Raw genomic sequence first — 11,744 nt, 5'->3', positions numbered from 1 at the left:
AAGCTGCAATCAGCGGGTCACGCGCCGGCAACGCGGTTGTCCTTGTCCTCTTCCGGCCGCCGGTCGTACATGCTCCCCTCGTCGATCGTGTGCGGCTGCTCGCCGCCGGGCGCGTGGTCGCTCCCGTGCGCGTTGGCGGGCATCGTGGGCACGTCGGCGGGGTTCCCCGACGATTCCTGAAGGGGGCTTCCCTTCGCGTTCACGTCCACGTGCGGGGGGTGCTTGCCGGAGCTCTCCGCGTTTCCGATCTCCTGGCGCGGGCCGGGGCCGCCGGGGCTCACGCGCCCACCCCGCGGTCGCGCGGGTCCTCGGTCCCCTCCGCCTCGCGCTCGCGCGGCGACTCGCCGGCCGACATCGCGCCCTCCTCGCCGCCGTGGCCGTGCCCCTCGCGGGCGTGCACGTTGGCGTCGTGCGAGGGCTGCGGATGCTTGGGGTCGAAGAAGTGCTGCCCGGGGCCGCCGCCGTGGCCCACGTGCTGCCGCCCCACCTTCTCGGTGTCGCCCGTGACGGTGTCGTCCAGGCTGGAGTGCCCCTGCCCCGATTCGGGAAGGTTCTTGTAGTCGGACGCCCCCGCCTCGCTGGGGTCGATGTTGTACTGGTCCCGTCGCTTGCCGCCCATCGTTCCTCCTCTGGATGTGCTTGTCCGCGCTGCGGTTGCAGGACACGCGGCTTCACGATCCGTGCCGGGCGGGCGACGGCGGGGTCAGGGAAGGATTCCGATGTGAGGCGCTGGGGAGACGGATTAGGGAAGGACCTGACGGATCAGAAGGACTACACCTCTGATGAACCAGCTTCAAACTCCCAAAACGAGGCCGGGCGAATCATACGGATGCCCTGGTAGGTCTCGAGCGTGAGGAGATCGCCGTCACCGCTTACGATGCACCGGCACTCGCCCGCTATCGCTGTGGCGATCACCCAATCGTCGTCAGGATCGCGTGAAACTGGAGATTGCAGCGGCCGCGGCATAACGATCTCGCAGTGTTCGCGATAGAACCCGAGGAGATCGTCAACGTCCGGAGAGGCGATCTTGAGCTTTCGAAGGAGCTTCTCCCGCAACTCCTCGATGAGGATCTCGGAGGTAACGAGGACGTGGCGCCGCATGCAGTATCTGTACAGCCGCATGCAGGCGCCCTCGGTGGCATAAGCCGCGATGAGGACGTTCGTATCGAGAACGAGCCTCACGAGATCTCGCGGAACACGTCCTCGTCCGTGAAGAACCCGGCCCTCTGTGCCTGCGGGATGACGCGGGCGCGCAATTCGTCGAACCTCCGCTCCGCGACATACGCTTCCACGGCATTGCGGACGAGCTCGTCGCGCGGGATGCCGTCGGCTTCGGACAGCGCGTCGACTTCGGCAGCGAGTTCGTTGGAGAGGGTAATGGGAATCGTCTCGCTCATCTCGACACTCCAGCGCGGGTTCTCCAAAACATAACAAACAGGATCGCGGCGGAGAACCCGCGTGACAGGCGAGCGCGCAAGATGATCCCGGCTCGCGGCGCGGTCGTCGACAAGCCCGAGAGCCTCCTGCCGGACCGCAACCGATACCCACCCGGCGGAACGACGAAGCTCCCGGAGCGGGGGCTCTGGGAGCGCGTGGCGACGCTCGGCGTGCATCCTTCCGTCCTACTGAATCGCGCGGCAGGTGGGGTCGATGCAGCCATTCGCGTCGACGCACGCCGTGGCGAGGCAGCTGGTGCCGCGGCATGAGCAGGGGGTCGTCACGGCGTTCCCGTACACGGTGCCGCTCTCGTCGAGCCCGGTGCCGCGTGTGTCGAACGACTCAACGGCCAGATCTTCCGGCTCCAGGCGAAGCTTGCGCATCCGTGCCTCCGTGAACGGGATGGATTGCCGAACGGGCGATCTCCCCCGAGTCGCCGCAGTTCCAGTGCCACGCCCATTGAGACGGAACGTTCGATTCCCCGGCTGAAAAGCAGCGCGTCCGTATCCATCGAGCAGAACGAGCGACGGCCCCGCGGCGATGCATCCGCCGCGGGGCCGTTGCGTACTTTCGTACTTCCGTACTTCTCGTACTCCGCCGAAGGCGGCCCGCGATCAGCCGCTCGCGCCGATGCGCGTGGCCGGGCGCTCGCCCGACACCTTGCGCTCGATGGGCGGCTGCGCGCTGGGCGCCAGGGTGTGCTCGGGGATGGTGGTGACGGCGCCCTCCTCGATGAAGGCGTAACGGCCCTTCATCACGTCCTGGGCAACCTTGTAGGTCGGGTCGTCGGCGTTCTCCCACAGCTGGTCGAAGAGCGCCTTCACCCGCAGCCGCGAGCGGCGGCAGAACACGTCGGCCAGGATCGCCGCCTCCTTGCCGTTGGGCCCGTCGCGCATGTCCTGCGCGCGCACCACCGCGCAGCTCATGGCGTACAGCTCGGCGCCGATGTCCACGAAGCGGCCCAGCAGGTGGCCCTTGCGCTCCAGCTTCGCCTGGTACTTGCCCATGGCGTAGAACATGTTGCGCGCCAGCTTGCGCGAGGTGCGCTCGATGAAGCGCACGTGCTTGGCGTTGCGCCCGAACTCGCCGTAGTGGCCGGGAAGCTGCCCGCCGCCCACGAAGCGCTTCGGCAGCCAGGCCGCGTACCAGGCGCCCGCCTTGGCCATGGCGCCCAGCTTCTGCCCGGTGCTGATGCCGGGCTTGATCAGGTCGCCCGCCACGGCCAGGTGCGTGTCCACCGCCTCGCGGGCGATGAACAGGCGCATGATCTCCGACGAGCCCTCGAAGATTCGGTTGATGCGGAAGTCGCGCATCATCCGCTCCACCGCGATGGGCACCTCGCCGCGCGCGGCCAGCGAGTCGGCCGTCTCGTAGCCGCGCCCGCCGCGGATCTGCAGCAGGTCGTCCACGATCCGCCAGCCGATCTCCGTGGTCCACAGCTTGGCGATCGCGGCCTCCAGGCGGATGTCGTTCTTCGCCTGGTCGGCCAGCGCGCTGGAAAGCTCGGCCATGCTCTCGATGGCGAAGGCATCGGCCGCCATGGCGCCCAGCATCTGCGCCACCGCGTCGTGCTTGCCGATGGGGGCGCCCCACTGCACGCGCTCGGCGGCCCACTTCCGCGCCACCTCGACCGCCACCTTGGCCCCGTACGCCGCGCTCATGGGCAGCGTCAGGCGGCCGGTGTTCAGCGTCATCAGCGCCAGCTTGAGACCCTTCCCCTCGCCCCAGATGATGTCCTCGCGAGGGACGCGCACGTTCTTGAAGGTGATGACGGCGTTCTGCAGCGCCTTCAGGCCCATGAAGCGGCAGCGGTTGGTGATCTCCACCCCCGGCGCGCTGGTCTCGACGATGAAGGCGGTGATCTGGGGGATCTCCTTGCCGTTCTTCATCTTCGACGGGGTCTTCGCCATCACCACCAGCAGCTCGGCGATGGTGCCGTTGGTGCACCACAGCTTCTCGCCGTTCAGGATGAAGGCCTCGCCGTCCTCGGTCGGCTCGGCGGTCGTCGCCAGCGCGGCGGGGTCCGAGCCCACGCCGGGCTCGGTGAGCGCGAAGGCGCTGATGGCGCCCGCGGCCAGGCGCGGCAGGTACTTCTTCTTCTGCTCGGGGGTGCCGAACATCTTCAGCGGCTGCGGCACGCCGATGGACTGGTGCGCCGAGAGAAGGGCGGTGAGGTTGCCGTCCTTGCTGGTGACCATGCCGATGGTGCGCCCGTACCCCAGCTGGCTGAGCCCGATGCCGCCGTACTCCTCGGGGATCTTGAGACCGAAGGCGCCGAGATCCCGGAGACCCTGCACCACCTCGGGCGGCAGCTCGCCGGTGCGGTCGATCTCGTCGGAGTCTACGTTCTCGTCCAGGAACTTGCGCAGCTTGGCGATGTAGGCGTCGGTCTTGGCCTTGTCCTCGGGCGACTGCCGGGGATAGGGATGGATCAGGTCCAGGCGGAAGTTGCCGAGGAACAGCTCGCGGACGAAGCTCGGCGCGGTCCACTCGGTTTCGCGCGCGGCCTCCGCGACTTCGCGCGACTCCTGTTCGCTCGGAGCGTTCCGGGCGTTCTGGTCACTCATCGAAAACCGTTCCTGGCCAATGGGTTGAGGGCGCTCGCCACGGGCGCGTCCGGCGTGCTGCCGGTGGCCCCACGATGAAACGTAGAAGTGAGCCCCACTCACGCAATAGCGCGAGTCGTGCCAAGGGGTTTGCAGCGATTCGAGTGCGGGAGTGCGGAAGTGCGGAAGTGCTGAGTGCCAGGCTTCGGAGTGCGCCCTCTGCCCCGCGCCCTCTCCGGCCGGCCGAGGCCGTCCACCTCTCCCGTACCGGGAGAGGTAGCTCGATGAGATCGGTGCTGGAGGCTGCCTTGTGCCCGCCCGGCTTGATGAGCCACTGCGATGCGGGGTTGGGCCTCGCGGCACACGGTCACCCGACGAGTGCTCGACCGGCTGAGCGGAGCTATCGAAGTTACCCCCTCCCGTTATCGGGAGGGGGTACGCGGCCCCAGTTGCGGGCGGAGGGCTCCACCGGCGCAGGACTGGCGCTCGGAGGCATCAAACACGCCCCGATCCCGCAGTCCCAGAATGCGAAACCGCCGCCCCGGTGACGTCTCCGGAGCGGCGGCTCGTCTTCAGAACTCCCTCGCCCCTACCGTCGCGCGGCGAGGCTGAGGGTGCGGAGGAGCTCGGCGGCCAGGCCTTCGGTGTCGGCCTCCTCCTGCTCGCCGCCCGCGGGCTCGGTGGCCGCCTCGATGCCGCGCTTGCGGGTCACTTGGTCCAGCACCGTCTCGGCCTCGAGCGCCACGCGGCTCTCCTCGCGGCGCGTGGCCACGTCGCGCGCCGTGCTGGCGGCGCGCTCGGCGCGGCTCCAGTCCTTCAGGCTGGCCGCGCCACGCGCCAGGTCCAGCAGCGCCTGCGCCGCGTTCGGGCGCGTGTGCCACTCGCCCGCGAAGCTCCACACCTCGTCCCACGCGCGGTCGAACTCGCCGCGGTTGGCCGCGCCGCCCGCCGCGCGCCCGATGTCGGCGGTGTTCAGCATCCGCTCGCCCGGCGTGGACAGGTGCGGCGCCAGCGCCTGGAACACGGCCAGCGCCTGCGCGAAGCGGCCGCGCGTCATCCAGAAGTACGCCAGGTCGCGCGCCAGCATGGGCAGGCGCAGGTGCGTGCTGCCGTACGCGCGGAACGACTGCCGCGCGAATTCCAGCGCCTCGGCCGGGTTGGTGTCGCTGGCGATGACGAACAGCGCGTGCAGCGACCGCCCCTGGATGTCGCGCAGGCCGTGGCGCTTGGCGGCGCGCAGCGCCCGCACGTGGAAGCGGCGCGCCGCCGGGTAGTTGCCGCGCTGGGTGTACAGCTCGCCCAGCCCCAGGAAGGCCTCGGAGTAGCTGGCCCAGTCCTTGGCCTGCCGCCCCAGCCCGATCACCCGCCGGAACCAGCTCTCGGCGCGCGCGTACTCGGCCTTGCGCCGCGCCAGCTGCCCCACGCGGAACCCCGCCGCCGCGTTGGTGGGCGCCGCCAGCGCGCCCGCCTGCGAGAAGGAAATGGCGGTGGAGAGCTTCTCCTGCGCGTCGGCCCAGCTGGCCACGTCGCGGCAGGCGCCCAGGATCTCGTCCTCGGTGATCGCCGCCGGCTCGCCGGAGATGCGGGCCAGCATGCGCATCGGCGCGTCGATGGCCGCGTCGATCCCCGCCTGCTCCAGCTGCCGCAGGCGCTGCTCGTGCGCGATGCCCTGGAACAGGTCCGCGCGCTCGGCCGGCTCGCGCCCGCCCGCCCACAGCGTGACGTCGCGCATGGACTGCCACAGGACCAGCCCCACAGCCCCGGAGAACTCTTCCAGCATCTCCGTGCCTTCCAGCGTCTCGTTCCCGTGCACCAGCGCCGGCGGCACGTGCCACCGCCAGCGGCGGCGCGGCTTGCGCGCGGGCGAACCCGGTTGTGGTCCGGCCATTCGAGGGGCTCCGACAAGGGGTGTGGATTCAGCGCGGCGCGCCGGCCCGGGCGCGCCCGTCCCGCGTAAACGGGTGCAGCTCCACGTCAGGTGCAAATGATGTGCACTCTGCTCCGCGCCCGGCGCGAAGGGAGCGCCCGCGGAGTCGTGGCTATTTACGCGTGTGTGTGAATAATGGGCCTATCCCCGCGACAATGCCAGAGGTTCGTTTGAAGACGCGCTCCGAAGCGGGCGCACGAAGCTGGTGCAGCGGATGCGGAACGCAGCGGATTCCGTGCACCACGGTGGTTTGGAGGGATCGGCGGGGCGCGCGTACCTCCGGCCGTTTCCCCGCCCGGCGAGCCGCCGGATCACGGCCCTCGCGGACGGATCGCGGCGATGAACAGGTGGCGTTCCGCGCGTCTCCCGGCGTGCTCACGGAAACAGAAAAGGGGCGGATTCGGGTATCCGCCCCCCCTGATCGGGATCTCGTCCCCGATCTCAGCCGAGCAGCAGCATCGCCAGGTACGCGACCCCGCCGCCACCCAGGGTCACGCGCACGTTGTCGTCGATGGGGAGATCCAGGAACTCCAGCGTGGCCGCCGCCACCGCGCCCGCCGCCGCCGCGGTGAGGGGGACGCCGGGCGCCAGGCTGCTGACGGCGATCGCGACGGCGAGGTCCACCGCCAAGCCCGCGCCGAAGCCCTCCCAGCTCTTCCCCCAGCTCGTCCGCCGCCGCCCCCAGCGCTTGCCGACCAGCGCCGCGGCCGCATCCCCGAAGCCGTTGAACAGCATGGCCATCGCCGCGATGGGGCGGGGGAAGAAGACGACCGCCGCCGCGTACGCCACCGCCATATACGTGGCCCCGGCGAAGCGGCGGCGCTCGTGGTGGCGCAGCATGCGGCGGGTGTAGCGCAGGAACCAGTAGCGCGGCGCCCGGTAGCGCAGCCGCGTCCAGTCCACCCCCACCGCCACCGACGCGGCGGGGAGGAGCACGGCGAGAGACACCCAGCGCGGCGCCACCCACACCAGCAGCGGAAGCGCGGCGGAGGAGACGTGGAACGCCTTCCGCGCCAGCTCGCGCCGGATGCCGCGCGGCCGCGCGGACGCGGGGGACGCGGGGGACGCGGGGAGGGTCAGGGCATCCACGGGGATCGCATCTCCTTCGTCGTCGGTGGTCCGCATCGGAAATCTGCGCGCGGTGAATGCAAGAGCGGTGCGCGGGGAAACATCAGGCGCGGCCGGCCCTTCCGTCGTCCCCCAGGAACTCCGCCAGCAGATCGTTCACCCGCGCCGGCGCGTCGGCCATCACCCAGTGCGTGGCCTCGGGAAGCCGCTCGACGCGGAGATCGGGGACGTAGCGCTCCAGCCCGTCCAGGTTGTGGAGGTTCAGCGCCTGGTCCCGCTCGCCCCAGATGACCAGCGTGGGCCGGCCGATCACCCGCCGCGGCTCCTTCTTCGTCTCCCTGCGCTGGAAGAGGTGGCTGCGGTACGCGCGGTAGTAGTTCAGCGCGGCGGTGAGCGCGCCGGGGCGCCCCAGCGCCTCCTTGTAGCGCGCGATGTCCGCGTCGGTGAACGAGCCGCGGCGCGCGGTGCCGCGGAAGAGGCGCTCCAGCAGCGCGAAGTCGCGCGCGCGGATCCCCGCCTCGGGGATCAGGGGGAGCTGGACGAAGAAGGCGTACCACGAGCGCAGGAACTGCCGCGGGCGCCGCATCTCGCGCGCGAAGATGGAGGGATGCGGGGCGTTGATGATGGCGAGGCGGTCGACCAGCTCCGGGCGGCGCATCCCCAGATGCCAGGCGATGACGCCGCCCCAGTCGTGCCCGACCACGTGCGCGCGCTCCGCCCCCAGCTGGCGGATGAGCCCGGCGACGTCCTCCACCAGGATGCTGACGCGGTAGCTGGCGGTGCCCTTCGGCTTTTCGGAGAGGTTGTACCCGCGCAGGTCCGGCGCGACCACGCGGAAGCCCGCCGCCGCCAGCGCGGGAATCTGCCGCCGCCACCCGTACCAGAACTCGGGGAAGCCGTGGAGCAGGATGACGAGCGGCCCGCTCCCCTGCTCCACCCAGTGCAGCCGCACGTTGTTGACCACCGCCTCGCGGTGCTCCCAGCTCTCCACCATCTCCCACCTCGCCCCGCAACGGATCCGCATAGCCCCGGAATGATACCGCGCGACGGGCAAGTGCGGGGCCGCGGCGTGCGCTTGCGTGCCCCGGCGCGGGGGGACAGATTGGGCGCGCCCGCTGACCCGACGAGTTCTCGAGCCTTTGTGACGTGGCGCATGGCGGCCGTGCCGGTGCTGGTGTTCTCGGACTTCACCTGTCCGTTCTGCCACGTCACCGAGGCCGCGCTCCGGCGCCTGGAAGCCGAGGGACTGGCCGCGCCGCGCTACGCCGCGTTCGAGCTGTACCCGGCCGACACCGCGCTCCCCGCCGCCCCGTCCGCTGACGACTGGGCCGCGGCGCGCCCGCTGGCGGAGGAACTGGGCGTGGGAATGGAAATGCCGCCCGCGGTGCCGCGCACGCGCAAGGCGCACGAGGCCGCGAAGCTCGCGGCGGAGAAGGGCGTGGGATGGGAAATGCGCGAGGCGATCTTCGCCGCGTACTTCCGCGACGGACGCGACGTGGGCCGCATCGACGTGCTGGTGGAGCTGGCCGCCGCGCTGGGGCTGGACGCCACGGAGACGAAGGTGGTGCTCGACGTGGATTCGCTGAGCGGCGCCGTGGCGGCCGACGAGGCGCTGGCGCGGCGGCTGGGGATCGCCGCGGTCCCTGCGCTGATCGTGGGCGGAGGCGCGGACGCGGAGCTGCTCACCGGCGCGCAGGCGTACGACGACCTGCGCGCGCTGCTGCAACGCAAGTGAAGCGGGGGCCGCGCGCCCTCCTGCCGAACGAGAGGAACGAAGAGCGATGTCCGACTACGAGCGGAGCACCGTGCTCCCCACCCGCGAGATCTTCGCGAAGGCCAGCCAGATCTTCACCGAGCGCGCCGAGCTGCAGCGCACCGAGGAGACCGCGCACCGCGTGACCTACACCGGCGGCGAGGGCACCGTGACGCTGGAGGCGCATCGCCACGGCCCCTCCACGGTCGTCACCGTACGCACCGACCGCCTGCGCACCTCGAAGGTGGACGGCGTCGTGCGCTACCTGCTGAACCAGCTCCCCTACCAGTGGGGCGACCCGCCGCGCGAGTGATCACCTGCGCGCCACCCAGGCGAACGGGGCGAGACCACCGCGGTCTCGCCCCGTTTTGTGTCGAAAGATCTTCGTTCACCGCTTCGTATACGGCGCGACTACATCAACGGCCGGGAAGTGCTTGCGATTGAGCGTCGCCAGCTTCAGGCCATGTTCCTGAGCGGTCGCCGCGATCAGCGCGTCCGGCACCTCGATGCGGATCGCCTTGCCGTGCTGCCGTCGGAACAGCCCACCGCGCACGGCAATCTCCTCCGTCACGGGAAGGTGCGGGAACGTTGCGAGAAGCGCGCGGAGCTTCTCCATCTCAGCATCGCGCGCACCCGAGTAAAGCTCCGCCACCGTAACGACGGACACCTGCGCGTTCATGCGTGTATCCACCCACGAGACTGCGTCGGGGTGGCCGCGCATGTAGTCGATCAAAACGTCCGTATCGATCAGGATCGGTTCACTCATCCGGCATCACTCGACGCAAGCGTCTGCGCCACCCCCGACGCAACTCTCTCACGTCCGGCACGTCGGAGCGGTCCTTCCACATTCCTACCGCAGCCTTTCTCGCGGCTGCGACCTCCTCGGGATCCGTGATGGTCGCCGGCACGACGGCAGGTGCTGCAAGGTACCCGCGGAGCGCGCAGGTGACGATCTCGTGCTCGGGTACCCCCCGCGTTACCGCGGCATCCCTCACCGCTTCCTCCAGTTGCGTCGGGATCACAGCTGTCCTGTGGTCCACGTCGTTTCTCCGGGCCGCCGAATCCGGCAGATCTTCGCGATCCTTCCACATTCCCCGCCCTGCCCGAAGCAGCGTCAAGCGATCCGGATCAGTGCGGCCCGTCCACATCCCCGCGGTTGACGCGACGATCTCGGCGACCTCGTCCGGGTCGGTGATCTCGGCGGGCTCGATGCCGTCCTCGAGGTAGCTCTCGATGGCGCGCGCGATGATGTCGGCCTCGGATTCGCCGAGCGCGGCCGCGTAGCTCGCCAGGGCGTCATCGAGCTGCTGGGGGATCTCGATCACTCGTTTGGCCATGGAATCCTCCGGGTTGCTTCCGAAATGTACAGAAGCACCCCGGATCGGAGAAGCGGGATGCGCCGCATCGCCACAACTCCGCCAGCGGGAGGACGATGTGATCGCGGCTGTCCCATCCGGCGCTGCGGGCCGCGGTGCTCGGCGTGCGGGACTCGCGCGCTCGTGCGATCTTCGATGCTCGTCACGACCGATCGCCATCTCCATTGCCCCGAACCGCTGATGACGACGCAGCCCACCGTCCGCGCGATTCTTGATCCAACGCTTGGTGCGCGGGTGGTGCGCTCGGTGCCGCTGCTGTATGCGGAGGGGGCGGACGCGGCGCTGGACCGCCCCGCGCACGTCCGCGCGGCGTCGGGGATGGCGCTCGTCGCGGGCCGGGTCGCCGTGGTGCAGGACGATGCCAACTTCGTCGCGCTGGTCGATCCGGAGACGGGGCGGGCGTCGGCGCTGACCCTGCCCGCCGGCGAGGGCGGCGCGCGGCAGTTCGACGACGAGCGCGGCAACAAGCGCTGGAAGCTGGACCTGGAATGCTGCGCGGTGCTGCGGGATGGAGATGGGCGCGAGGTGCTGGCCGCCTTCGGCTCCGGCTCCAGCCCCGAGCGCGAGCGGATCGTCCTCGTCCGCGGGATCGGATCGGGGGATGCGGAGATCGCGGTGGCCGGCGCGTCCGCGCTCTACGGCCGCCTCCGCGCGGAGACGGCGTTCGCCGGGAGCGAGCTGAACGTCGAGGGCGTGGCGCTCGCGGGCGGCGTGCTGCGCCTGTTCAACCGCGGCAACGGCGCGCCGCATGGAGATCTCCGGCCCGTCAACGCCACGTGCGAGATCGGCGCGGCCGCGCTCCTCGCCTTTCTCCGCGACCCCGCGCTCCCGCCGCCCGAGCCGCGCAACGTGACGCAGTACGAGCTGGGCGAGATCGGCGGCTTTCCGCTGACGTTCACGGACGCGGCCGCGTTCGGCGATGCCATCCTCTTCACCGCCGCCGCCGAGGACTCGCCGGACGCGACGCGCGACGGGCCGGTCGCCGGCAGCGCCATCGGCATCATCCGTGGCGGCGAGGCGCGCCTGTGCGTGGTGCGGAACGCGGACGGCAGCCGCTACGCCGGCAAGATCGAGGGCATCCTGCCGCACGCCCCGGGCCGCCTGTGGGCCGTCATCGACCGCGACGAGCCCGGCACCCCGTCGGAGCTGTCGGAGGTGGTGCTGGAGGGGGATTGGTAACTCAGAATGGAGAAAGCGCCTGCAGACCGATTATCCGACCGGAACCTGAGCCCGCTCACGGATGATTCCCGAGAGTGCCCGTAGCGCGGAATTGACGGACGTGGCATCGGGAAACACATCCGCGACGTCAGGGTCCAGGACCACGACTTTCGTATCCGCGGTGAAGTACCTGGCGTACTTGCCGCGGACGGCACCCTTCAGACTGTACTCCGGGAGGATCTCGTCGTCCGGGATCTCCTCGGGTTCAGAACCGGAAGTCTTCATAGAACTCTCTCCGTTCCGCGCCCGTCCGACGTACCGAACAGCACGAACCGTTCTTCCGCGAACGAGTGACGCGTATCGTCCACCGTCGCGGAGAGCGGATCGCGGAAAGCGGTCTCGGCCTCGGGAAACGAGACTCGGTGCTTTCGCAGGTTCGCCTCGGCCTTCTCCGGATCCCACTCGAATCCAAGCGACAC

Annotated in this window: 16 protein-coding genes; 3 read left to right on the top strand and 13 right to left on the bottom strand. The window is 70.3% G+C overall.

Translation table 11 applies throughout. The features are described 5' to 3' along the window. Nucleotides 1-17: 17 nt before the first annotated feature. The 9 genes from VLK66_RS22715 to VLK66_RS22675 form a co-directional block, all read right to left on the bottom strand. Complete coding sequence (locus tag VLK66_RS22715) at nt 18-281, bottom strand: hypothetical protein (protein WP_325311778.1); 264 nt, start codon at nt 279-281, stop codon at nt 18-20. Beyond that, entirely contained in the window at nt 278-619 is a 342-nt protein-coding gene (locus VLK66_RS22710; RefSeq protein ID WP_325311777.1) for a hypothetical protein, read from the bottom strand. The genes VLK66_RS22715 and VLK66_RS22710 overlap by 4 nt, the downstream gene beginning before the upstream one ends. Nucleotides 620-771: 152 nt before the next feature. After that, complete coding sequence (locus VLK66_RS22705; protein WP_325311776.1) at nt 772-1,182, bottom strand: putative toxin-antitoxin system toxin component, PIN family; 411 nt, start codon at nt 1,180-1,182, stop codon at nt 772-774. Continuing rightward, entirely contained in the window at nt 1,179-1,397 is a 219-nt protein-coding gene (locus VLK66_RS22700) for a CopG family ribbon-helix-helix protein (protein WP_325311775.1), read from the bottom strand. Before VLK66_RS22700 ends, VLK66_RS22705 begins: the two co-directional genes overlap by 4 nt. Nucleotides 1,398-1,622: 225 nt before the next feature. Then, nucleotides 1,623-1,820, bottom strand: a complete 198-nt coding sequence (locus VLK66_RS22695; protein ID WP_325311774.1) for a hypothetical protein — start codon at nt 1,818-1,820, stop codon at nt 1,623-1,625. A gap of 231 nt (nt 1,821-2,051) precedes the next feature. Further along, on the bottom strand, nt 2,052-4,004 hold the full coding sequence (locus tag VLK66_RS22690; protein WP_325311773.1) for an acyl-CoA dehydrogenase family protein: 1,953 nt from the start codon (nt 4,002-4,004) through the stop codon (nt 2,052-2,054). Between the two features lie 568 nt (nt 4,005-4,572). Next, nucleotides 4,573-5,871, bottom strand: a complete 1,299-nt coding sequence (locus VLK66_RS22685) for a tetratricopeptide repeat protein (protein WP_325311772.1) — start codon at nt 5,869-5,871, stop codon at nt 4,573-4,575. Between the two features lie 480 nt (nt 5,872-6,351). Continuing rightward, nucleotides 6,352-7,035: a diacylglycerol/polyprenol kinase family protein gene (locus VLK66_RS22680; RefSeq protein WP_325311771.1), complete on the bottom strand. Its 684-nt coding sequence runs from the start codon at nt 7,033-7,035 to the stop codon at nt 6,352-6,354. A 46-nt stretch (nt 7,036-7,081) separates the two neighbouring features. Continuing rightward, nucleotides 7,082-7,972, bottom strand: coding sequence for an alpha/beta hydrolase (locus tag VLK66_RS22675; RefSeq protein WP_325311770.1), 891 nt, complete (start codon nt 7,970-7,972; stop codon nt 7,082-7,084). A gap of 159 nt (nt 7,973-8,131) precedes the next feature. Between VLK66_RS22675 and VLK66_RS22670 the strand changes: the two genes are divergently transcribed. Together VLK66_RS22670 and VLK66_RS22665 are read left to right on the top strand one after the other, a co-directional pair. Further along, nucleotides 8,132-8,713 carry a DsbA family oxidoreductase gene (locus VLK66_RS22670; protein ID WP_325311769.1) on the top strand — a complete coding sequence of 194 codons (582 nt, stop codon included), beginning with the start codon at nt 8,132-8,134 and terminating at the stop codon, nt 8,711-8,713. Nucleotides 8,714-8,759: 46 nt separating this feature from the next. Beyond that, a complete protein-coding gene (locus VLK66_RS22665; RefSeq protein WP_325311768.1) occupies nt 8,760-9,044 on the top strand; it encodes a hypothetical protein in 285 nt (94 codons plus the stop codon). 75 nt (nt 9,045-9,119) lie between these two features. Here the strand turns inward: VLK66_RS22665 and VLK66_RS22660 are convergent, their stop codons facing one another. Then, complete coding sequence (locus VLK66_RS22660) at nt 9,120-9,497, bottom strand: type II toxin-antitoxin system VapC family toxin (RefSeq protein ID WP_325311767.1); 378 nt, start codon at nt 9,495-9,497, stop codon at nt 9,120-9,122. Beyond that, nucleotides 9,490-10,068 carry a hypothetical protein gene (locus tag VLK66_RS22655; protein WP_325311766.1) on the bottom strand — a complete coding sequence of 193 codons (579 nt, stop codon included), beginning with the start codon at nt 10,066-10,068 and terminating at the stop codon, nt 9,490-9,492. Before VLK66_RS22655 ends, VLK66_RS22660 begins: the two co-directional genes overlap by 8 nt. Nucleotides 10,069-10,287: 219 nt before the next feature. On the opposite strand from VLK66_RS22655, the gene VLK66_RS22650 reads away from it, so the two are divergent. Continuing rightward, entirely contained in the window at nt 10,288-11,286 is a 999-nt protein-coding gene (locus VLK66_RS22650; RefSeq protein ID WP_325311765.1) for a DUF6929 family protein, read from the top strand. 30 nt (nt 11,287-11,316) lie between these two features. Here VLK66_RS22650 and VLK66_RS22645 read toward each other — a convergent pair whose 3' ends face one another. Together VLK66_RS22645 and VLK66_RS28655 are read right to left on the bottom strand one after the other, a co-directional pair. Further along, entirely contained in the window at nt 11,317-11,550 is a 234-nt protein-coding gene (locus tag VLK66_RS22645) for a hypothetical protein (RefSeq protein WP_325311764.1), read from the bottom strand. Further along, a complete protein-coding gene (locus tag VLK66_RS28655) occupies nt 11,547-11,744 on the bottom strand; it encodes a BrnT family toxin (RefSeq protein ID WP_349260534.1) in 198 nt (65 codons plus the stop codon). The genes VLK66_RS22645 and VLK66_RS28655 overlap by 4 nt, the downstream gene beginning before the upstream one ends.

The organism is Longimicrobium sp. (assembly GCF_035474595.1).
Taxonomy (GTDB): domain Bacteria; phylum Gemmatimonadota; class Gemmatimonadetes; order Longimicrobiales; family Longimicrobiaceae; genus Longimicrobium.
Note: the sequence above shows the minus strand (reverse complement) of the source record. Positions and strands in the feature narration are given on the sequence as shown.

Coding starts and splice junctions, on each gene's coding strand:
- VLK66_RS22680 (WP_325311771.1), bottom strand. CDS start 7,035: ATGCGGACCACCGACGACGAAGGAGATGCGATCCCCGTGGATGCCCTG.
- VLK66_RS22690 (WP_325311773.1), bottom strand. CDS start 4,004: ATGAGTGACCAGAACGCCCGGAACGCTCCGAGCGAACAGGAGTCGCGC.
- VLK66_RS22695 (WP_325311774.1), bottom strand. CDS start 1,820: ATGCGCAAGCTTCGCCTGGAGCCGGAAGATCTGGCCGTTGAGTCGTTC.
- VLK66_RS22660 (WP_325311767.1), bottom strand. CDS start 9,497: ATGAGTGAACCGATCCTGATCGATACGGACGTTTTGATCGACTACATG.
- VLK66_RS22710 (WP_325311777.1), bottom strand. CDS start 619: ATGGGCGGCAAGCGACGGGACCAGTACAACATCGACCCCAGCGAGGCG.
- VLK66_RS22645 (WP_325311764.1), bottom strand. CDS start 11,550: ATGAAGACTTCCGGTTCTGAACCCGAGGAGATCCCGGACGACGAGATC.
- VLK66_RS22675 (WP_325311770.1), bottom strand. CDS start 7,972: ATGGTGGAGAGCTGGGAGCACCGCGAGGCGGTGGTCAACAACGTGCGG.
- VLK66_RS22665 (WP_325311768.1), top strand. CDS start 8,760: ATGTCCGACTACGAGCGGAGCACCGTGCTCCCCACCCGCGAGATCTTC.
- VLK66_RS22650 (WP_325311765.1), top strand. CDS start 10,288: ATGACGACGCAGCCCACCGTCCGCGCGATTCTTGATCCAACGCTTGGT.
- VLK66_RS22670 (WP_325311769.1), top strand. CDS start 8,132: ATGGCGGCCGTGCCGGTGCTGGTGTTCTCGGACTTCACCTGTCCGTTC.
- VLK66_RS22655 (WP_325311766.1), bottom strand. CDS start 10,068: ATGGCCAAACGAGTGATCGAGATCCCCCAGCAGCTCGATGACGCCCTG.
- VLK66_RS22685 (WP_325311772.1), bottom strand. CDS start 5,871: ATGGCCGGACCACAACCGGGTTCGCCCGCGCGCAAGCCGCGCCGCCGC.
- VLK66_RS22700 (WP_325311775.1), bottom strand. CDS start 1,397: ATGAGCGAGACGATTCCCATTACCCTCTCCAACGAACTCGCTGCCGAA.